Raw genomic sequence first — 19,291 nt, 5'->3', positions numbered from 1 at the left:
CCAGCCCGATGCTTCGAGTCGCACTGTATAACGTCCATTTGGCCCTGCGGCCACCTTGAACAAGGAGCTGAAGATGATTCGACTGACCCTGGCTGAAGCGGGTGACCTGGCGCTGGCGATCATGCGCCACAACGGGTTCAGCGAAGCCCAGGCACGCGCTGTGACCGCTACCGTGCTGGCCGGTGAGCGCGATGGCTGCGCCTCTCACGGTCTGTACCGTGTGCTGGGCTGCGTGAGCTCGCTGAAAGCGGGCAAGGTGGTGGCCGATGCCGAGCCCGAGGTGATCGATCAGGCGCCTTCGATCGTCCGCGTGGATGCCCGCGGTGGCTTTTCGCAACTGGCCTTCCAGGCGGGGTTGCCCGTGCTGCAAGAGAAGACCAGGGCCAATGGTATCGCCGCCCTGGCGATCAACCGCTGTGTGCATTTTTCCGCATTGTGGGTGGAGATCGAAGCGCTCACCGAAGCCGGGCTGGTGGCCCTGGCCTGCAACCCGAGCCATGCCTGGGTGGCGCCAGCCGGCGGCAGCAAACCGATCTTCGGCACCAACCCCATCGCCTTTGGCTGGCCGCGCGCCGGCAAGCATCCGTTCATTTTCGACTTCGCCACCAGTGCCATCGCCCGCGGTGATATCGAGCTGCACCGCCGTGCTGGCAAAGCGATCCCGGAAGGCTGGGGCATCGACGCCGACGGCCAGCCAAGCACTGACGCCGAGGCCGTCATGAATGGCGCCATGCTGACTTTCGGCGGGCACAAGGGCTCGGCGCTGGCGGCCATGGTCGAGCTGATCGCCGGGCCGCTGATCGGCGACCTGACCAGCGCCGAGTCCCTGGCCTATGACGCGGGCAGCAAGTCGTCGCCCTATCACGGCGAGCTGATCATCGCCCTCGACCCGCAGCGCTTTCTCGGCGCCGCTGCCGATCAGCACCTGGCCAGGGCCGAGGCGCTGTTCGAAGGGATTCAGGAGCAGGGCGCGCGCCTGCCGTCACAACGGCGCTATGACGCCCGCGCCCGCAGCCTCGCCGACGGCGTGCAGATTCCCCAGGCGCTGTACGACGATCTGAAGGCCTTGCTGGCCTAGGTCAGTTGATGCTGTAGCCGCGCCCGCTCAGGCAGGCGCCCAGTGCGCGCCGATAGTAGTCGGTGGCACTGGCCGCTGGCGCGCTGGTCGCGGTGGCCGGGTCGAAGCCGCTCTGGCTGACCGCCCAGCTATGGCATTCGTAGCGGTCGCGGGCCTGCAGATCGGCATTCTGGCCGCGTGCCGGGTAGGCGATCACATCGTAGTTGGCCGCTGGCGCCGAGCTGATCACCGGCGGCGCCTCGACCACGATGTACTGCCTGCGATCGGCATTCCACATGTAGTAAGTACCGGCGGCAACGAAGTACAGCGCGCTGCCGATCCACAATTCGCGAGCATGGTTCGGCAAGCCATGGCCATGCCGCGGGCCCGAACCTCCCCAACCTGGCCCGGGGCCGCCGTGCCCGCCATGTCCACCTGGGCTTCCACCCGGCCCGCCGGGGCCAGCCAGAGCATTCAGGGAAAGCGTCGTCAGCAACAGTGCGACGACGGCGGTACAGGGGAGACTTGCTTTCATCATGGGCTCCAGAGAATGCGACAGCCCGACCAGGTGGTGGGGCAGAGTCGATTATCGAGGGGCCTGTGCAAAGGGACGTCAGGCAGGTGTAAAGGTGGTGTAAAGGCCTGCTCACATGGCAGATGAAGTCTCTTCGGGTGTCTGTGGATAACTGCGCGGCGTATACACCCACTCACCGCCGTCGCCTCTGGGGAAGCGGCGGGTCTGGCTGGAGCCGATGATCACCAGGGTGCGCATGTCGACCATCTGCGGGGTCAGCTCGCCGAGGTTGAGCACACGGAGGGCTTCGGCGGGGCGACCGATATCGCGGCCCAGCACCACTACGGTATCGGGCGTGCGGTGCTGGCGGACGATTTCCAGAGCGCGGCCGAGTTGCCAGGGGCGGGCCTTGGAGATCGGGTTGTAGAAGGCCATGGCCAGATCCGCTGCGCCGGCATGGTCGAGGCGGTTTTCGATCGCTGCCCAGGGCTTGAGATTGTCCGATAGGGAGATCAGGCAGAAGTCGTGACCCAGCGGCGCGCCGGCCTTGGCGGCGGTAGCCAGAGCGGCGGACACGCCGGGAAGAATCTCCAGCTCGACGGCGTGCCAGCCGGCGGGCGCGTCGGTCGCTTCCAGGGCTTCCAGCACGGCCGCCGCCATGGCGAACACGCCGGGGTCGCCGGAGGAAATCACCACCACGCGCCGGCCACTGGCGGCCAGCTCGAAGGCGTGGCGGGCGCGTTGCAGTTCTTCACGATTGTCGCTGCAGTGGCGTACCTGTTCGGGGCGCAGCGGCTCGGCCATCTTCACGTAGGTTTCGTAGCCAAGCAGATCCTCGGCCTCGTCCAGCGCGCGGCGTACCGCGGGGGTCATGTGTTCGGCGGCGCCCGGGCCGAGGCCGATCACGCTCAGGCGGCCTCGCGGGTGGCCAACCGTTTGCGCTGCCTCGGGCGAATCTGCCTGCAACAACTGCAGGCCTTCGCCACGGTGGACGGGCGCTGGCAGTGCATCGCTGGTGTTGATGAAACGCAGCGGTACCGCAAGGTCAGCAGCTGCCTGTGTCAGGCGCCTGTCGGTCATCAGTGCCTGCGGGGCGAGCAGGGCAGCGAGCGCCTTGGCCGCCAGGCCTGCCTGGCCGAGTGTCTGCCTGATGCGCGCCACAAGGTCATCGTCCGCCGTATCGATCAGGGCGAGCAGCGTGCGTGGGTGGATCAGCAGTTCGTTCTGCTGCTGCGCGACCTGCTCGGTGGTGATGCGTACCGTGCGGCCGGCATCCTCGGCCAGCGGCAGCCTGGCCTCGGCCAGCCAGGGCGCGCTGCCATCGATACGCAGGCTTTCGCCGCCAAGCAGGTCGGAGACGAAGCGTTTGCCCTGCTCGAGATCGGCCAGGGCGTAGCCGCTCGGCGGGTCGAGCAGGCAGGTGCCGAAGCGCAGTTCGCCGCTGGTGGTGATGGCCGCGCTGGTTTCCAGTGCCGCGGCGATCTCCCGGGCCATACGGTTGACGCCGCCCAGGCCGCCGAGCAGCGGCACCACGGCGCTGCCGTCTTCGGCCACGGCCAGCACCGGTGGCTCGGCGCCCTTGCTGGCGAGCAGCGGGGCCAGGCTGCGGATGACGATTCCTGCAGCGCACAGGGCGATGATCGGCGTGCCGTTGCGATACAGGCTGCGCAAGGTATCGCCAAAGTCGTCATAGGCCTGATCGGCCTCGACCCGTCCGTGCAGGCCATGGATGACGGCCTGTGGATAAAGCGCCTGGATGCGCCGCGCAGTGGCCAGTGCAGAGGGGCCGAGGATGACGAGAGCGGGGGAGGGAGTCATGGTTTATCCACTGTCAGGAGCAGGCAGGCAAGTTCGCTGAAATCATGTAGGAGCTGGCTTGCCGGCGATAACGTTGGTGAAATCGGTACCGGCATGCAGGCTGAAATCGATTCGCCGGCAAGCCGGCTCCTACGCTATGCAAGGGGCAAGGTCAGCTCAACCCCGCCACTTCTTACCCGGCACCACGATCATCGAAAAATACGGCGAGGCCATGGGCTCGACTTCGTCCAGCGGCACGATGCGCTGGTTGGGCATGGTCGCCCGCTCCACGTAGTGGGCGCGGTCGTGCAGGTCGAGATCCACCAGTATCCGGCGTACTTTCTCGAAGTTGCGTCCGAGTTTCATCACCACGGCGGCTTCGGCGTCGCGCAGGCGCTCGCGCAGCTCGTCTTCGGGCAGCACGCCGGAGAGCACCGACAGGCTCTGGTTGCGGTACACCAGGGGTACGCCGAGCACCGCCGCGCTGCCGAGCATCGAACACACGCCGGGAATCACCTGGGCCTCGTAGCGCTCGGCCAGGCGGTCGTGCAGGTACATGTAGGAGCCGTAGAAGAACGGGTCGCCTTCGCAGATCACCGCCACGTCGCGGCCGGCATCGAGGTGTTCGGCGACCTGGCTGGCGCAGGTGTCGTAGAAATCGCTGATCACGTCCTCGTAGGACAACGGTGGCTCGAGCTTTTCGGTGGTCACCGGATAGACCAGCGGCAGGCGCTGCTGGCTGTCTTCCAGGTGCGCTTCGATGATGCCGAAGGCGTTGCCGCCCTGGCCGATACTGGCCTTGGCCTTGGCCACGAAGTAGCCGACCACGGGTGACGACTTGAGCAGGCGCAGGGCCTTGAGGGTGATCAGTTCCGGGTCGCCCGGGCCTACGCCCAGGCCCAGCAGGCGGCCTTTGCCGGGGCGGTCCATGCCGGTCATCATTCGACCTCCGTGGCCAGGGCGTTGACCGCGGCGGCGGCCATGGCGCTGCCACCGCGACGGCCCTGGACGATCACGTAGGGCACATCGTGTTCGGCGAAGGTGCTGGCGAGCAGCTCCTTGGATTCTGCAGCACCGACGAAGCCCACCGGGAAACCGAGAATCAGCGCTGGCTTGGGCGCGCCGGCAGCGAGCATGTCGAGTAGATAGAAAAGTGCGGTGGGCGCATTGCCGATTACCACCACCGAGCCTTCGAGGTGCTTGCGCCAGTGCTCCAGGGCCACCGCCGAACGGGTGTTGCCCAATTGCCTGGCCAACTCTGGCACGCCGGCATCATTGAGGGTGCAAAGCACCGGGTTGCCCGCTTGCAGGCGCGTACGGGTCACCCCTTCGGCGACCATGCGCGCATCGCAGAGAATCGGCGCACCATTGGCCAGGGCCTGACGCCCGGCCGTGCCGGCACCCGCGGAAAAGCGTAGATCCTGCACCACATCGACCATGCCGCAGGCGTGGATGACCCGCACCGCGAGCTTCTCCAGATCCGCCGGAATGGCGCTCAGGTCGGCCTCGGCGCGGATGATGGAGAAGGAATGGCGATAGATTTCCTGACCATCGCGGATGTAATCGGTCATCGGGTGAAACTCCAGGTATCGGCAAGCGAAGCCAGCAGCTCGCTGGCTTCGTCGAGTGTCAGGTGGCGCGCCAGTGGCGCGCCGAAATCGTTGCTGTCAGAACGACGGGCGAACAGGTCGTAGCGCCCCTCGGCTACCGCCAGCAGGGTCACTGGCGCACGGTGCGCCGCGGCGCAAGAGCGGCTGCAGCCGCTGAGGTGGATGCCCGCCTGCCGGCTGCCGGCCTGCAGCCTTTCGGCCAGGCGCCCGGCATCGGCCTTGGTGTCGGCCAGGCCCTTGGCGCAGCCGCTCGAACCGGTACAGGCGATGACGCGTGTCAACGGCGCATCGGCATCGACCAGCAGACCGAGCCCTTCCAGCGCCTGGGCAGCTGTCTTCGCATCGGCCTCGGCGATATTCGGCAGCAACAGGCTCTGCCAGGGGGTCAGGCGCAGGCTGCCATCGCCCAGACGGCGAGCCAGAGCGGCCAGGCCAAGCAGTTGTTCAGCGTCGATTCGGCCCAACGGCGGCACCCCGCCGATATACACCAGACCAGGCTGGCGCTGGGCGCCGATACCGATATGGGCCTGGGGTTCGGCAGGGCTGCGCCGCCACTGATCCGCGCTCAGCAGCACGTCACCCAGACGTTCGCCCAGGCGCTGCAGCAGTTCGGCGGCCGGGTGGTTGACGAGCAGGTGGCGCATGCGCGTCTGCTCGGGGCTGGCCAGTTCGAGAAACAGATCGAGCAGCGCCAGCAGCAGATCATGGGCATGCGCCTCGGGCACCACTGCCAGCGCGGGCGCATCGCCAGGTGCCTGTGGCGGGCAACCGGCCAGGCCGAAGGCATAGCCGATCTGGCCATCGAGCGGCAGGGCGCTGAGCCAGATATCGTGGGGGTGTTCGAGCATGGCAAGGCGTTCGCCGCCATCGAGCAGCAGGGCGAACTTGGGCGACAGCGCGTGCAGGCGCGGCGTGTTCTCCAGGGTCGTCAGCAAGCGTGCGGCCAGCGCCGACACATCGACCAGCGCCGCCGGATCGAGGCCGGCGGCGGGGCTGACCATCAGGTTGCGCACATCGTCGGCACCGGGTGAGCTCGGGCCGAGACCAGCAGCCAGCAACTCACCGATCAGCACGCCTTCACTGCCGGCATGGATGCCGCGGATCTGCAGGTTGGCGCGGTTGGTGGCTTCGAGCACGCCGCCTGCATGTCGTTGCGCGGCCTGGGCGATGCGCTCGGCCTGGGTGGCGTCGAGGCGGCCGCAGGCCAGCTTGATCCGACAGATACCGCCGTCCTTCGCCTGCACGATACGCAGCAACCCCGGACAGGCCGAGGGGCGAAAGGCTGGAGATGGATTGCACTGGGCCTGTTTCAACGGATCACCGGGGTCGGGTCACATGGGCATCCGTTCGAGGATAGGCCAGAGAAGGTCGAGCTTCTATCACCGGGACACCCCGCCCGGTGTGGGCACATGCGACTGAATTCGCCGGCAGGTCTCCTGGCTCGCAGGTCATGGCGCGTGGCCGGCCTTCCCGGTTTCCCAGTGGCGGTTGGCACATGCGCTCGCTGCGTACAGTTGCGGGGGCAGCCACGCGGCAGAATGTTCCGCTCGTGTTCCCTCTTAGGCCCGCGCCTACGTACCACGTAGCCGACGGACACCGACGAAGACGCTATTATGCCCGCTTTGCCCACCCGGATGAAAAGCCGCGTCGTCGGATACGGCTCAGTACGAAGATCGCTTTCGTTGTGGCATGAGCGCGCAAAAGCCGCTTCTGCCGTGTAGACGTAGGGTGGACAACGCTCTTTTTGTCCACCATTGCACGGGTAGAGCGGTGGACGGATCGGGCCGCGTAGGCAAGCGTCGGCTACGCGCCCCGGTTCACCCTACGAAAAGCCGCTAGCGCCGTGTGGCTCCCAGCAGACCGTGGGCAGTTTCTGATTGATGAGGATAAGCGCATGACACCCTGGCTGACCGTCGTGGGCATTGGAGAAGACGGCTATGCCGGCCTCGGCAAGGCGGCGCGGCATGCCCTGCTCAAGGCTGGCCAGGTGTTCGGCAGCGAACGCCAGTTGGCCCTGCTGCCGCGCTGCATCGGTGCCACGCGTCTGGCCTGGCCCAGGCCCTTTTCCCTGGCACCGGTGCTGGCGCAGCGCGGCACGCCGGTCTGCGTGCTGGCCAGCGGTGACCCGATGCTCTTCGGTGTCGGTGCCAGCCTGGCTCGCGAGTTGCCGAGCGAGGAGCTGCACATCCTGCCGGCGCCTTCGTCCTGCTCGCTGGCGGCGGCTCGCCTGGGCTGGCCGCTGCAGACCACGACCCTGGTCTCGCTGGTTGGCCGACCGCTGGCGGCACTCAATGCGCAGATTCATCCCGGCGTGCGCCTGCTGGTGCTGAGCAATGATGGCGCGAGCCCGGCAGCCATCGCCGAGCTGCTATGCGAGCGCGGTTTCGGGCCCAGTCGGCTGAGCGTCTTCGAGCACCTGGGCGGTGAGCAAGAGCGGCGGATCGACGGCCTGGCCGAGGGCTGGTCGCTGGATCGGGCGGCCGATCTCAACCTGGTGGCGATCGACTGTGTGGTCGGCGATGACGCCAGATGTCTGCCGCTCACGCCTGGTCTGCCGGACGACGCCTATCGCCATGATGGGCAACTCACCAAGCGTGACGTGCGCGCCATCACCCTGGCGCGTTTGGCGCCGCTGCCCGGCGAACTGCTCTGGGATGTCGGTGCCGGCTGCGGCTCCATTGGCATCGAGTGGCTGCGCGCTCATCCCGCTTGCCGGGCCATCGCCATCGAGGCTGACGAAGGGCGCCAGGGCCATATCATCCACAACCGCGATGCCCTTGGCGTGCCGGGGCTGCAACTGGTGGCCGGGTGGGCACCCGAGGCTCTGGAGGGGCTGGCGGCGCCAGATGCGATCTTCATCGGCGGCGGCGTTACCGCACCCGGTGTGCTGGATAGCTGCTGGCGCGGGCTCAAGCCGGGTGGCCGGCTGGTGGCCAATGCCGTGACCCTGCAGAGCGAAGCGGCGCTGATCGCCTTTCGCGGTGAACACGGCGGCGAGCTGACCCGTATCGAAGTGGCCCAGGCTCGACCGCTCGGCGGCTTCGATACCTGGCGCGCCGCGTTGCCGATCACCCTGCTGCACGTCAGCAAGCCGGCCGAGTCGTCATGACCCGCGTGCTGTTGCTGGGCGGTATCGGTGAGGCGCTGAGTCTCGCCCGGCGCCTTGGGCCGGCTCACATATACAGCCTGGCCGGGTTGGGCAGGGTGCCGGATGACCTCGCTTGCCAGGTGCGCATCGGTGGTTTCGGCGGCGCCGAGGGCCTTGCTGGCTTCATCCGCGAGCAGGGAATCGATCTGCTGGTCGACGCGACCCACCCCTATGCCGCGCAGATCAGCCATAACGCCTCCCGCGCCGCGCAACGGGCAGGGATCGCCTGCTGGGCACTGCGGCGGCCGGGCTGGCAGGCCTCGCCTGGGGATGACTGGCGCGAGGTATTCGATTGGCCGACGCTGATCGCGGCACTCGGCGATTTTCAGCGGCCACTGTTCACCCTCGGCCGCGAACCACTGGAGCATCTGCAGGAGATTCCCGCCCACCAGCACTGGACAGTGCGCTGTTTGCAGAGCCAGCCCGCTTCGCCACGCGCCGAGGTGATCGGCGCCCGCGGGCCATTCAGCCTGGAAGACGAGCGCGCGCTGTTCGAGCGTCTGGATTGCGATGTGCTGGTGAGCAAGAACAGTGGCAGCGCCGCCACCGAGCACAAACTGCAGGTCGCCCGTGAGCGCGGCGTGCCGGTGCTGGTGTTGCAGCGTCCGGAGCTGCCTGCGGTCGAGCGGCAGTTCGAGGCGCCTGAGGCGCTGTGGCAGGCGCTGCTGGCAATCGGTATCTGAACGGCTGCTACACTGCCGCCCTTTTATGGAGCCCCCATGACCACCACGCCATACGCCCAGGTGCTGTTCGCCGGCCCGGATCTGCTGCAGGGATCGTTCGCCGAGCTGTTTCGTGCCCGCCTGGTTGAGCTGCGTGGGCAGGGTGCGTTGGCGGAAATCGTCGATACCGCGGCGGGTCACGACGACCTCTGGCTGCGTGTGCGTGAGGGCAGCGGAACGTTGCTGGTGATCGACCTCGAAGCACAGAGCAGCAGCCAGCATGTCGACTGGCTGCGCAGCGAACTGGCCGGCCTGGTCGATCCTTCACGGGTTTTCGTCACCAGCCTGTTCGGTCAGCTCGACGCCGATGCGGCAGCGGCCGCCTGTGCACTGATCGAACGGCCGGAGCTGCACCTGGGCTGCGTCGACGTACCGGCGCTGCCATCCAGCCATGCCTGGTCGAAGATCCCCGCCCACCAATACCGTGTGTTGCTTTGCAACGGCCCACGCTGCACTCGGCGCGGAGCCCTGCCGTTGTGGAAGGCGCTGCGCGAGCGGGTCAAGGCGGCCGGTCGGCTGGAGTGTGACGGTGGCGTGCATATCACCCGCACCCAGTGCCAGTTTCCCTGCGACCAGGGGCCGACCCTGAGCGTCTATCCACCCGGCGCCTGGTACCGGATCCGCAGCGAGGCGGACGTGGCGCGGCTGGTGGACGAGCAACTGATCCACGGCCGCCCGGTACCCGAGCTGTCGATTCGGGACGTGACGGACTCACGGCGCTGATTGTTTCACGCTATCGCTTCGATAGCCTCGAATAGCGAACAACTGGTCTACGCTTGTTTTGATCGTCAAAACGGTGGAGGTATCCGATGCTTGCCTATTTGCCGCCCGTCCTGCGTGACCTGCAATTGCCGCTGCGTATCCGTCTGTGGGACGGCAATCAGCTCGATCTCGGCCCGCAGCCGCAAGTCACCCTGGTGGTCAGGGATCCGAGCATGCTCTCGCAACTGACCCAGCCCAGTCTCGATGCTCTGGGCAGCGCCTATGTCGAGGGGCGTTGCGAGATCGAGGGGGCGATCGACGAGGTCATCGCGCTGGGCGATGCACTCAGTCAGGCGCTGTTGGGCGAGGCCGACGAAAGCGACGCGCACTACAGCCGTCACGACAAGGCCAGCGATGCCGCCGACATCAGCTACCACTACGATCTGTCCAACGACTTTTACTCGCTCTGGCTGGATGAGCAGATGGTCTACTCCTGCGCCTATTTCGAGTCGCCCGAGCAGACCCTGGAACAGGCCCAGTTGGCCAAGCTGCGCCATCTGTGTCGCAAGTTGCGTCTGCAACCCGGTGAGCGCTTGCTGGACGTGGGTTGTGGCTGGGGTGGTCTGGCCCGCCTGGCCGCGCGGGAGTTCGGTGCCGAGGTGTACGGCATCACCCTCAGCCAGGCCCAGTTGCAACTGGGCCGCCAACGGGTGCACGAAGAGGGGCTGGACGACCGGGTGCGCCTGGAACTGCAGGACTACCGTGACCTGCCCCAGGACGGCCGCTTCGACAAGGTGGTCAGTGTCGGCATGTTCGAGCACGTTGGCCACGCCAACCTGCCGTTGTACTGCCAGCGCCTGTTCGGTGCGGTGAAGGCCGGCGGGCTGGTGATGAACCACGGCATCACCGCCAAGCACAGCGATGGCCGCCCGGTGGGACGCGGTGCCGGTGAGTTCATCGGTCGCTATGTGTTTCCCCATGGCGAGTTACCACATCTGTCCACCATCACCCGCCACCTCGCTGACGCTGGCCTGGAGGTGATGGATGTGGAAAACCTGCGCCTGCATTACGCCCGTACTCTGGAACACTGGAGTGCGCGCCTGGAAGCACGTCTGCAAGACGCGGCGCAGCTGGTACCGGAGCGGGCGGTGCGTATCTGGCGTCTGTACCTGGCGGGCTGCGCTTATGGCTTCGCCCGTGGCTGGATGAGCCTGCACCAGATACTCGCGCTCAAACCCCAGGCCGACGGCAGCCACGATCTGCCCTGGACGCGCGCGGATATTTACCGCTAGCGCAGCGGCCAGTTGCAAGCCACAGGTGGCCAGCAAAAGCGCGCTGCCCGGTGTGTTTGCAGCTGGCCGCTTTCTTTTGCGCCAAGGGCCATGGCCTTGGCCACCTGGGGTGGGAAGGTGGTGGGCATATCATCCGCACCCAGAGCCAGCTCCCTTGAACGGTCGCCTATCCCCTGGCGATCCCGCACACGACCCGCATGCATTTCGGGCTAACATGCCGGCATCATAAAAATTCGAGTCGTGCATGACCGCCCTGTTTCTGCGTTATCGCATCGTCGCCATCGTGTTCTCGGTCATCTTCGGCCTGGCCGTCAGCTTGTGGCTGGCCAGCCGTTATGCCGAGCAACGGGCCTGGGAGGATCGCAGCAGCGAGGCCCACGGGCAGTTGCAGCTTTATGCGCAATCGATCCAGACGCTGGTCGACCGCTTTCGCTCGGTACCGCAACTGCTGTCCATGGACAGCGACATCCAGGCGCTGCTGCAGGCGCCGAACGATCCGCAGTTGCGCGACAAACTCAATCGTCGCCTCGAACTGCTCAACGCCGCCGCCGGCGCCAGCGTGCTGTACCTGATCGACCGTCAGGGCCTGACCCTGGCGGCCAGCAACTGGAACGAGTGGAGCAGTTTCGTTGGTAGCAACTACGGTTTCCGCCCCTATTTTCAGGACGCTCTGCACCGTACTTCGGGTCGCTATTTCGCGGTCGGGGTGACCACCGGCGTGCCGGGCTACTTCCTGTCACATGCGGTGTACGACGATAACGGCGCGGTGACTGGCGTGCTGGTGGTCAAGCTCGAGCTGGAGGAGCTGCAGCGTGAATGGGTCGGCCAACCCGGCGTGCTACTGGTGGCCGACAGTTACGGCGTGGTAATTCTCAGCAGCCGACCGGCCTGGCGTTTTCGTGCCCTGGAGGAGCTGGACGAGCTCGATCAAGCCGAGCTCGTGGAGGTGCGCAAGTATGCCGAACGCCCTCTTGAGTTGTTAGCCAAGGAGCCGGGGCGCTATTTCGAAGGGAATGCCGACTGGATGATCATTGACGGCCCCGATGGCCGGCACAGTTACCTGTGGCAGCGCCAGGAACTGGCCAGCGAGGCCTGGACGTTGCACCTGCTGATCGAGGAAAACAGCCTGGGCGACACGGCGCGCAGCTATCGCCTGGCCGCAGCTGGCGTATGGCTGACCCTGGTGTTCCTGGTGCTGTTCCTGCTGCAACGCCGCAAGAACCAGCGGCTGCAGGCGAGCATCCGCGAGAACCTCGAACGCGAGGTGACACTGCGCACCGCCGAACTGCGCGAGGCACAGGAGGGGCTGGTGCATGCGGCGAAGATGGCGGCACTGGGGCAGATGTCGGCAGCCATGGCCCATGAAATCAATCAACCGCTGACGGCCATCCAGATGCACCTCGGCAGCCTCGGGCTGCTGCTCGACAACGGTCGCGAACGCGAGGTGCGCGAAGGCCTGATCCGCATCGACGGCCTGTTGCAGCGCATGGCCAGCCTGACCAGCCACTTGAAGAGCTTCGCTCGCAAAAGCCCGGCCGGACTCAACGAGCGCCTGCTGCTCAGCGACGTGCTGGAGCAGGCGCTGTTGCTGCTGGCGCCGCGGCTGCGCAGCGAACAGGTCGAGCTGCGCCGCGAAATCCGCAGCGAAGCGCGGGTCTACGGCGATGCCATTCGCCTGGAACAGGTGATTCTCAACCTGCTCAACAATGCCCTGGATGCCATGCTCGACAGCCCCCAACGGGTGCTCGGTGTGGTCATCGAGCTGCAGGGCGACAGCTGTCTGCTGCAGGTCAGCGACAGTGGCGGTGGTATTCTCGAGGAGCATCTGGGTAGCGTGTTCGAGCCGTTCTTCACCACCAAACCGGTGGGCGAAGGCCTGGGGCTGGGGCTGGCGATTTCCTACGGCATCGTGCGCGATCTGGGCGGCAACCTGGAGGTGTGCAATGGTCGCGCGGGCGCGGTATTCACCTTGCGCCTGCAGCGTGCCGGATGATGAGGAGGTTCGCCAACTTTGTGCCATCGCGCCAAGGGCCTGGCGGTACACTGCGCGTTCGAATCAGGAGGTGATATGGGCGGTCAGGTAATCGTCGTCGATGATGAAGCAGCGATCCGCGAGGCGGCGCAGCAATGGCTGGAACTGTCCGGCTTCAGCGTGCACGCCTGTGCCAATGCCGCCCAGGCGCTGGCGCTGGTCGACGTCGACTTTCCCGGCGTGCTGATCAGCGATGTGCGCATGCCTGGCACCGATGGTTTGCAACTGCTGAGCAGGGTGGTCGAACTCGACCGCGATCTGCCGGTGATCATGATCACCGGGCACGGCGATGTGCCGATGGCCGTACAGGCGCTCAAGCAGGGCGCCTACGACTTCATCGAAAAACCCTTCACCCCGGATCGCCTGCTCGACACCGTACGCCGTGCCCTGGAAAAACGCCGCCTGGTCTGCGAGAACCGCGCCCTGCGTCAGCAATTCGCCCTCAAGGACGGCATCGCCGCGCAATTGCTTGGTGTGTCGCGATCCATGGTGCGTTTGCGCCGGCAGATTCTCGACCTAGCCGGCACTTCGGTGAACGTGCTGATTCGCGGCGAGACCGGTTCCGGCAAGGAGCGCGTGGCGCGCTGCCTGCACGATTTCAGCGAGCGCGCCGACAAGCCGTTCGTGGCCCTCAACTGCGCAGCGATTCCCGAGCACCTGTTCGAGAGCGAACTGTTCGGCCATGAAAGCGGCGCCTTCACTGGCGCCCAGAGCAAGCGTATCGGCCGTATCGAGCATGCCGACGGCGGCACCCTGTTTCTCGACGAAGTGGAAAGCCTGCCGCTGGCCCAGCAGGTCAAGCTGCTGCGTGTGCTGCAGGAAAAGACCCTGGAGCGCTTGGGCTCCAACCGCAGCATCCGCGTCGACCTGCGGGTGATCAGCGCGGTGAAGCCGGACTTGCTCGACGAGGTGCGTGCCGGGCGTTTCCGGGAAGACCTGCTCTATCGGCTGAATGTCGCCACTTTGCAGATTCCCGCGCTGCGTGAGCGCCGCGAGGATATCTCGCTGCTGTTCGAACACTTCGCCGAGGAGGCCGCGCAGCGCCATGGCCGCAGTTTCGAACCCCTCACGCCAGCCGAGCTGGCCGGCCTGCTCGGCCATGAGTGGCCGGGTAACGTACGCGAGCTGATCAACGCCGCCGAGCGCCATGCCCTGGGCCTGAGCGGCGCGACGCAGGAAGAGGGCAGCCAGTCTCTCGCCGGACAGATGGAAGCCTTCGAGGCGCAGTGCCTGCACAACGCCTTGCTGCGCTGTCGCGGCAGCATCCTGCAGACCATGGAGCTACTACAGGTACCGCGCCGTACCCTCAATGAAAAGATGCATCGCCACGGCCTGCAGCGCAGTACCTATCGGCCGGCGGGTAGCAGCGACGAGGATTGAATCTCGCCTGAGGGCCTGTTCGCCATTGCGATGTTGATGACCGGGACAAGGCGTAAGCGGACGCTCACCCCGTAGGGTGGATCGGGGCGCGTAGCTGACGCTCTTTTCATCCACCATTGCGATTGCAAAGCGGTGGATGGATCGGGCCGCGCAGGCGAAGCGTCGTCCACCCTTCGTCATGAAAAATGTAGCCTGGATTAGCCGCAGGCGTAATCCGGGGCCGAAGGCCTGATCCTTCGTTTAATGCGGATCATCGACCGTCCATTTCCACCTTAAAACAGTCCGCTCATATGCGCCCGTGAGTCTTCGGCTTGCCGCTGGCAGATACGCAAAACCTGCGGCCTTTCTGAGCGGAATCTTGCCGGTTACCTATCCGGCAACCGGCGGGATTTTGCTGGTTTCCTTTCCGCTGAAATCCTTGGGCCGCTCTAGCATGCGGCTCTTCGCTACTGGCATGACACCTGCAATGGCTCTTGGGCAACCGGCATCTGAGTCGGTGACCATAAGAAAGACAACAGGTCGTCATCTGCAGAGTATTTTTCTCTCTCTGTTTGTCGTTCTCCGTTTTCTCTGGTCACCGATCCCGAACCGGCTCTCTGACAAGAATAATCACGGAGAAACACCATGCGACTGACCAAGCGCTTCAGCCTCTTCGCCGCCGCAGCGGCTCTCACTGCCAGCACCGCGGTGCTCGCTGCGCCCACCTTCATCAACGTGCTCACCGGCGGTACCAGTGGGGTTTACTACCCGATTGGCGTGGCCCTGTCGCAGATTTACGGCAATGGTATCGATGGCGCCAAGACGTCCGTGCAGGCGACCAAGGCCTCGGTGGAAAACCTCAATCTGCTGCAAAGCGGCCGCGGTGAGCTGGCCTTCTCCCTCGGCGATTCGGTGGACGATGCCTGGAAGGGTGTCGAGGATGCCGGCTTCAAGGCGCCGCTGACCAAGATTCGCGCCATCGCCGCCACCTACCCGAACTACATCCAGATCGTTGCCAGCAAGGAGTCCGGGATCAAGACCCTGGAAGACCTCAAGGGCAAGCGCATCTCGGTCGGCGCGCCGAAGTCCGGTACCGAACTCAATGCCCGGGCGATCTTCAAGGCTGCCGGCCTGAGCTACAAGGACATGGGTCGGGTCGAGTTCATGCCATACGCCGAGTCGGTCGAGCTGATCAAAAACCGCCAACTGGATGCCACGCTGCAGTCCTCTGGTCTGGGTATGGCCGCTATCCGTGACCTGGCGTCGATGGTGCCGATCAACTTCGTGGCCATTCCGGAAGACGTGGTGGCCAAGATCGGCAGCAGTGCCTACCAGGCGCGCGTCATTCCGGCCGGTACCTACGACGGCCAGGATCAGGATGTACCGACCGCGGCGATCATTAACATTCTGGTCAGCCATGAGGGGGTCGACGAAGAGATCGCCTACCAGATGACCAAACTGATGTTCGATAACCTGCCACGCCTGGTCAATTCGCACTCGGCGGCCAACGACATCAAGTTGGAAACCGCTACCGAAGGTCTGCCGATCCCCCTGCATCCGGGTGCCGAGCGTTTCTACAAGGAAGCCGGCGTACTCAAGTAGTCGCTGTCGCCAGGCTCGCTCGATAGCCAGCCTGGCGCGTTTGTCGATTCGCCGAGTGGGTATCTGTCATCGACGGATGGCACGTCTCCACTCGCAGTCCGATTCTCCGCCCTTTGGGCGTCAGTGAAGGTGTGACCAGCATGAGTGAACATCAGGGGCTGAGCGCCAGCCCGAGCGAATGGCCGAAGGCGTTGTTCTACACCGCCTTGCTGTTCTCCACTTACCAGATCATCACGGCGGCCTTCCATCCGGTGTCCAGTCAGGTGCTGCGCGCCGGTCACATCGGCTTTCTGCTGCTGATGGTATTTCTCTGCTATCCCTCACGTGGCAACGGTCGCCCCTGGCAACCGCTGGCCTGGCTGCTGGGTCTTGCCGGGATGGCCACATTCGCCTATCAGTGGTATTTCGAAGCTGACCTGATTCAGCGCTCCGGTGATCTGAGCACGGCTGATATGGTGGTGGGCATTGCGCTGACGGTGTTGATCTTCGAGGCGGCCCGGCGGGTGATGGGCATCGCTTTACCGCTGATCTGCGGGCTGTTCCTGCTCTACGGCCTATTCGGCGAATACCTGCCGGGCGATCTGGCACACCGGGGCTATGGCTTCGATCAGATCATCAACCAGCTGTCGTTCGGCACCGAAGGATTCTACGGTACGCCTACCTATGTATCGGCGACCTACATCTTTCTGTTCATTCTGTTCGGTGCATTCCTCGAACAAGCGGGGATGATCAAACTGTTCACCGACTTCGCCATGGGTTTGTTCGGTCACAAGCTCGGTGGTCCGGCCAAGGTCTCGGTCGTTTCGTCGGCACTGATGGGCACCATCACCGGTTCTGGCGTGGCCAACGTGGTCACCACCGGGCAGTTCACCATCCCGCTGATGAAGCGCTTCGGTTACCGGCCGGCATTCGCGGGCGCTGTAGAGGCCACGGCGAGCATGGGTAGCCAGATCATGCCGCCAGTGATGGGGGCTGTGGCCTTCATCATGGCCGAAACCATCAACGTACCTTACGTGGAAGTCGCCAAGGCTGCGCTGATCCCTGCGATGTTGTATTTCGGCGCGGTTTTCTGGATGGTGCATCTGGAAGCCAAGAGCGCCAACTTGCGCGGACTGCCGAAAGATCAGTGTCCCAGCGCCTGGGCCGCGGTCAAGCAACGCTGGTTCCTGCTGATACCGCTACTGGTCTTGGTATACCTGCTGTTCTCCGGGCGTACGCCAATGTTCTCGGGCACTGTCGGCCTCGCGCTCACAGCTATCGTGATCCTTGGCTCGGCGATCATCCTCAAGGTGTCGTCCAAAGTGATGCGCATGGTCTTCTGGATTGCGTTGGGGATTCTCTGCGCTGGTTTCTTCCAGTTGGGCATCGGCGTAGTGTTCGGGGTGATCGGCGCGTTGGTACTGGCATGCTGGTTCATCAAGGGCGGCCGTGAAACGCTGCAGGCGTGTTTACATGCACTGGTGGAAGGTGCTCGACATGCGATTCCTGTGGGGATCGCCTGTGCTCTGGTTGGTGTGATCATCGGCGTGGTGTCGCTGACCGGTATCGCCACCACCTTTGCCGGTTACATCCTTGCGGTCGGCCAGAACAACCTGTTTCTGTCGCTGGTGCTGACCATGGTCACCTGCCTGATCCTCGGTATGGGTATCCCGACCATTCCCAACTACATCATCACCAGCGCCATCGCCGCGCCGGCGCTGCTGGATCTGGGCGTGCCGCTGATCGTTTCGCACATGTTCGTATTCTATTTCGGCCTGATGGCCGACCTGACGCCGCCTGTGGCGCTGGCCTGTTTCGCGGCGGCACCGATCGCCAAGGAAAACGGCTTCAAGATCAGCCTGTGGGCAGTGCGCATCGCCGCCGCCGGTTTCGTCGTGCCCTTCATGGCGGTGTACGACCCGGCGCTGATGATGCAGGGCGATAGCTGGGGGGCAACGCTGTACATGTTCGTCAAGACAGTGTTTGCGGTCGGGTTGTGGGGGATGGCCGTGGTCGGCTATCTGAATATGCGCATGGCCTGGTGGGAGCGTATCTGGGCTTTCGCCGCTGGTGTCGCGTTGATCCTGGCGTTGCCGATCAGTGACGAGATCGGTTACGCGTTGGGCATCTTGCTGATCGCCCAACATGTCTGGCGTGCACGCCGTCGCGCTCAACCGGCGTCGGCTTGATCGGTCTGTGCCTGGGCCTTGCCGGGACGGTATGGGCGCAACTGCCCTTACCGTCCTTCACCCTGGCCTGGAACCACACGATCGAGAAGATCCGCTGGGAAGAGGACTACCGCGTCACCCCGGACGGGCTACTGCTCGGTGAGGCGCGGGTACGCGGCAGCGGCGCCGGCATGGAAATCCCTGACGGCGCCGTGCTGCGTGACGGCGCCTGGCATTACCAGCGCCAGTTGTCGCCCCTGCAACCGCTACGCCTCGGACGCACGCCCGAGGCTGGCGACTATCAGCTTTGCGATGCCCAAGGCTGCCAACCCTTCAGCGCGTGGCTCGGCCCGCCAACGGCGAGCCAGCCGGCGGTGGAGTTGTGGAGCTGTGAGGTAGGCAGTTGAAAGACGGTAGCGGCCTCTCGTAGGGTACACGACGCTTCACCTACGCGGCCCGACCCGTCCACCGCTCCGCAATCGCAATGGTGGACAAAAAGAGCGTTGTCCACCCTACGTCTACTCCCGCCTTTGCGGCGTCTCAGCCTTCTTTGGCGCTGACGATCCCCGCCACCAGCCCGGGCTGGCAATTGATGTACAGCGACGATTGCAGCCAGCGCTTGTCCGGGTAGTACGAAAACATGAATTGGCCGCCCTTGAGGCTGTCTACCACCATACGGGCGACTTCCGGGCGCACCGCCGGGCAGCCCTGGCTGCGGCCGATGCGGCCCTGGGTCTTGATCCAGGCCGGGTTAACGTAATCGGCCGGGTGGATGACGATGGCGCGTTGCCGGGCAAGGTCATTGAAGCCCGGTTCCAGGCCGTCCATGCGCAGCGAGTAGCCGTGCTTGCCGGTGTAGCTTTCCTGGGTGCGGAACAGGCCGATGCTGGACTGGTGGCTGCCTTCGCGATTGGAGAAGCGGGTGGCGAAATTGTCACCGGACTGCTGGCCATGGGCGACCAGGTCGTGCAGCAGCAGGCGTTTACTGGTCAGGTCGAAGATCCACAGGCGGCGTTCGCTGGAGGGCTTGGAGAAGTCGATGACCGCCAGTCGCTGTGCCGGTACGGCGCCATTATTGATGGCGCAACGCATGGCGTCGATGGCATGGTTGAGTACCTTGCGCTGCAACGCCGGGGCTTCGGCGGACAGGCTTTCCAGCAAGGGATCGGGCGCCAGGGTGGCGGCCATCACGGATGGAACGGGCAATGCCAGGCAAAGAAAGGCTAAGCAAATTCGCTGAATCGTGGTCATCATTTCAAGTCTCTGAGTTTCGGCCATCGATATGTCGAGCCTTCGCCAGGCGATGCGG

The 19,291-nt window shown here is 64.9% G+C and carries 16 protein-coding genes and 1 riboswitch; of the genes, 10 read left to right on the top strand and 6 right to left on the bottom strand.

What is annotated here, in order from left to right; translation table 11 throughout:
* Nucleotides 1-73: 73 nt before the first annotated feature.
* Nucleotides 74-1,078, top strand: a complete 1,005-nt coding sequence (locus DNK06_RS07080; RefSeq protein WP_131179331.1) for an Ldh family oxidoreductase — start codon at nt 74-76, stop codon at nt 1,076-1,078.
* Between the two features lies 1 nt (nt 1,079).
* Here the strand turns inward: DNK06_RS07080 and DNK06_RS07075 are convergent, their stop codons facing one another.
* The 5 genes from DNK06_RS07075 to cobG all read right to left on the bottom strand — a co-directional run bounded on the left by DNK06_RS07075 (nt 1,080) and on the right by cobG (nt 6,291).
* A complete protein-coding gene (locus DNK06_RS07075; RefSeq protein ID WP_131179330.1) occupies nt 1,080-1,592 on the bottom strand; it encodes a hypothetical protein in 513 nt (170 codons plus the stop codon).
* 111 nt (nt 1,593-1,703) lie between these two features.
* On the bottom strand, nt 1,704-3,389 hold the full coding sequence (gene cobJ / locus DNK06_RS07070) for a precorrin-3B C(17)-methyltransferase (RefSeq protein ID WP_131179329.1): 1,686 nt from the start codon (nt 3,387-3,389) through the stop codon (nt 1,704-1,706).
* Between the two features lie 156 nt (nt 3,390-3,545).
* A complete protein-coding gene (locus tag DNK06_RS07065) occupies nt 3,546-4,298 on the bottom strand; it encodes a precorrin-2 C(20)-methyltransferase (RefSeq protein ID WP_131179468.1) in 753 nt (250 codons plus the stop codon).
* A gap of 8 nt (nt 4,299-4,306) precedes the next feature.
* Nucleotides 4,307-4,939 (bottom strand): precorrin-8X methylmutase, encoded by a 633-nt coding sequence (locus DNK06_RS07060; protein WP_131179328.1) that lies wholly within the window; start codon nt 4,937-4,939, stop codon nt 4,307-4,309.
* On the bottom strand, nt 4,936-6,291 hold the full coding sequence (gene cobG / locus DNK06_RS07055; protein ID WP_131179327.1) for a precorrin-3B synthase: 1,356 nt from the start codon (nt 6,289-6,291) through the stop codon (nt 4,936-4,938). Before cobG ends, DNK06_RS07060 begins: the two co-directional genes overlap by 4 nt.
* Before the next feature lie 96 nt (nt 6,292-6,387).
* Nucleotides 6,388-6,594, bottom strand: a riboswitch (cobalamin riboswitch).
* A gap of 278 nt (nt 6,595-6,872) precedes the next feature.
* Here cobG and cbiE point away from each other — a divergent pair.
* From cbiE to DNK06_RS07010, 9 genes are all read left to right on the top strand, one after another.
* On the top strand, nt 6,873-8,087 hold the full coding sequence (cbiE, locus tag DNK06_RS07050; protein ID WP_131179326.1) for a precorrin-6y C5,15-methyltransferase (decarboxylating) subunit CbiE: 1,215 nt from the start codon (nt 6,873-6,875) through the stop codon (nt 8,085-8,087).
* Nucleotides 8,084-8,809 carry a cobalt-precorrin-6A reductase gene (locus DNK06_RS07045; RefSeq protein ID WP_131179325.1) on the top strand — a complete coding sequence of 242 codons (726 nt, stop codon included), beginning with the start codon at nt 8,084-8,086 and terminating at the stop codon, nt 8,807-8,809. The genes cbiE and DNK06_RS07045 overlap by 4 nt, the downstream gene beginning before the upstream one ends.
* A 36-nt stretch (nt 8,810-8,845) precedes the next feature.
* A complete protein-coding gene (locus DNK06_RS07040; RefSeq protein WP_131179324.1) occupies nt 8,846-9,571 on the top strand; it encodes a (2Fe-2S) ferredoxin domain-containing protein in 726 nt (241 codons plus the stop codon).
* Nucleotides 9,572-9,657: 86 nt separating this feature from the next.
* Entirely contained in the window at nt 9,658-10,842 is a 1,185-nt protein-coding gene (cfaB, locus tag DNK06_RS07035; RefSeq protein ID WP_131179323.1) for a C17 cyclopropane fatty acid synthase CfaB, read from the top strand.
* Nucleotides 10,843-11,086: 244 nt separating this feature from the next.
* Nucleotides 11,087-12,835, top strand: a complete 1,749-nt coding sequence (locus DNK06_RS07030; RefSeq protein ID WP_131179322.1) for a sensor histidine kinase — start codon at nt 11,087-11,089, stop codon at nt 12,833-12,835.
* A gap of 75 nt (nt 12,836-12,910) precedes the next feature.
* On the top strand, nt 12,911-14,254 hold the full coding sequence (locus DNK06_RS07025) for a sigma-54-dependent transcriptional regulator (protein WP_131179321.1): 1,344 nt from the start codon (nt 12,911-12,913) through the stop codon (nt 14,252-14,254).
* Nucleotides 14,255-14,878: 624 nt separating this feature from the next.
* The gene (locus DNK06_RS07020) at nt 14,879-15,835 is read left to right on the top strand and encodes a TAXI family TRAP transporter solute-binding subunit (protein WP_131179320.1); all 957 of its coding nucleotides are present in this window, start codon (nt 14,879-14,881) and stop codon (nt 15,833-15,835) included.
* 140 nt (nt 15,836-15,975) lie between these two features.
* Complete coding sequence (locus DNK06_RS07015; RefSeq protein ID WP_131179319.1) at nt 15,976-18,003, top strand: TRAP transporter permease; 2,028 nt, start codon at nt 15,976-15,978, stop codon at nt 18,001-18,003.
* On the top strand, nt 18,000-18,389 hold the full coding sequence (locus DNK06_RS07010) for a DUF1850 domain-containing protein (RefSeq protein WP_131179318.1): 390 nt from the start codon (nt 18,000-18,002) through the stop codon (nt 18,387-18,389). The genes DNK06_RS07015 and DNK06_RS07010 overlap by 4 nt, the downstream gene beginning before the upstream one ends.
* 133 nt (nt 18,390-18,522) lie before the next feature.
* On the opposite strand, the gene DNK06_RS07005 is transcribed toward DNK06_RS07010, so the two are convergent.
* Entirely contained in the window at nt 18,523-19,236 is a 714-nt protein-coding gene (locus tag DNK06_RS07005; protein ID WP_131179317.1) for a murein L,D-transpeptidase catalytic domain family protein, read from the bottom strand.
* Nucleotides 19,237-19,291 lie beyond the last annotated feature (55 nt).

The organism is Phytopseudomonas daroniae (genome assembly GCF_004327285.1).
GTDB lineage: Bacteria > Pseudomonadota > Gammaproteobacteria > Pseudomonadales > Pseudomonadaceae > Aquipseudomonas > Aquipseudomonas daroniae.
Note: the sequence above shows the minus strand (reverse complement) of the source record. Positions and strands in the feature narration are given on the sequence as shown.

Bases quoted from the DNA above. Each gene is read 5' to 3' on its own strand.
- DNK06_RS07080 (WP_131179331.1), top strand. From the start codon at position 74: ATGATTCGACTGACCCTGGCTGAAGCGGGTGACCTGGCGCTGGCGATC.
- DNK06_RS07075 (WP_131179330.1), bottom strand. From the start codon at position 1,592: ATGAAAGCAAGTCTCCCCTGTACCGCCGTCGTCGCACTGTTGCTGACG.
- cobJ (WP_131179329.1), bottom strand. From the start codon at position 3,389: ATGACTCCCTCCCCCGCTCTCGTCATCCTCGGCCCCTCTGCACTGGCC.
- DNK06_RS07065 (WP_131179468.1), bottom strand. From the start codon at position 4,298: ATGGACCGCCCCGGCAAAGGCCGCCTGCTGGGCCTGGGCGTAGGCCCG.
- DNK06_RS07060 (WP_131179328.1), bottom strand. From the start codon at position 4,939: ATGACCGATTACATCCGCGATGGTCAGGAAATCTATCGCCATTCCTTC.
- cbiE (WP_131179326.1), top strand. From the start codon at position 6,873: ATGACACCCTGGCTGACCGTCGTGGGCATTGGAGAAGACGGCTATGCC.
- DNK06_RS07045 (WP_131179325.1), top strand. From the start codon at position 8,084: ATGACCCGCGTGCTGTTGCTGGGCGGTATCGGTGAGGCGCTGAGTCTC.
- DNK06_RS07040 (WP_131179324.1), top strand. From the start codon at position 8,846: ATGACCACCACGCCATACGCCCAGGTGCTGTTCGCCGGCCCGGATCTG.
- cfaB (WP_131179323.1), top strand. From the start codon at position 9,658: ATGCTTGCCTATTTGCCGCCCGTCCTGCGTGACCTGCAATTGCCGCTG.
- DNK06_RS07030 (WP_131179322.1), top strand. From the start codon at position 11,087: ATGACCGCCCTGTTTCTGCGTTATCGCATCGTCGCCATCGTGTTCTCG.
- DNK06_RS07025 (WP_131179321.1), top strand. From the start codon at position 12,911: ATGGGCGGTCAGGTAATCGTCGTCGATGATGAAGCAGCGATCCGCGAG.
- DNK06_RS07020 (WP_131179320.1), top strand. From the start codon at position 14,879: ATGCGACTGACCAAGCGCTTCAGCCTCTTCGCCGCCGCAGCGGCTCTC.
- DNK06_RS07015 (WP_131179319.1), top strand. From the start codon at position 15,976: ATGAGTGAACATCAGGGGCTGAGCGCCAGCCCGAGCGAATGGCCGAAG.
- DNK06_RS07005 (WP_131179317.1), bottom strand. From the start codon at position 19,236: ATGATGACCACGATTCAGCGAATTTGCTTAGCCTTTCTTTGCCTGGCA.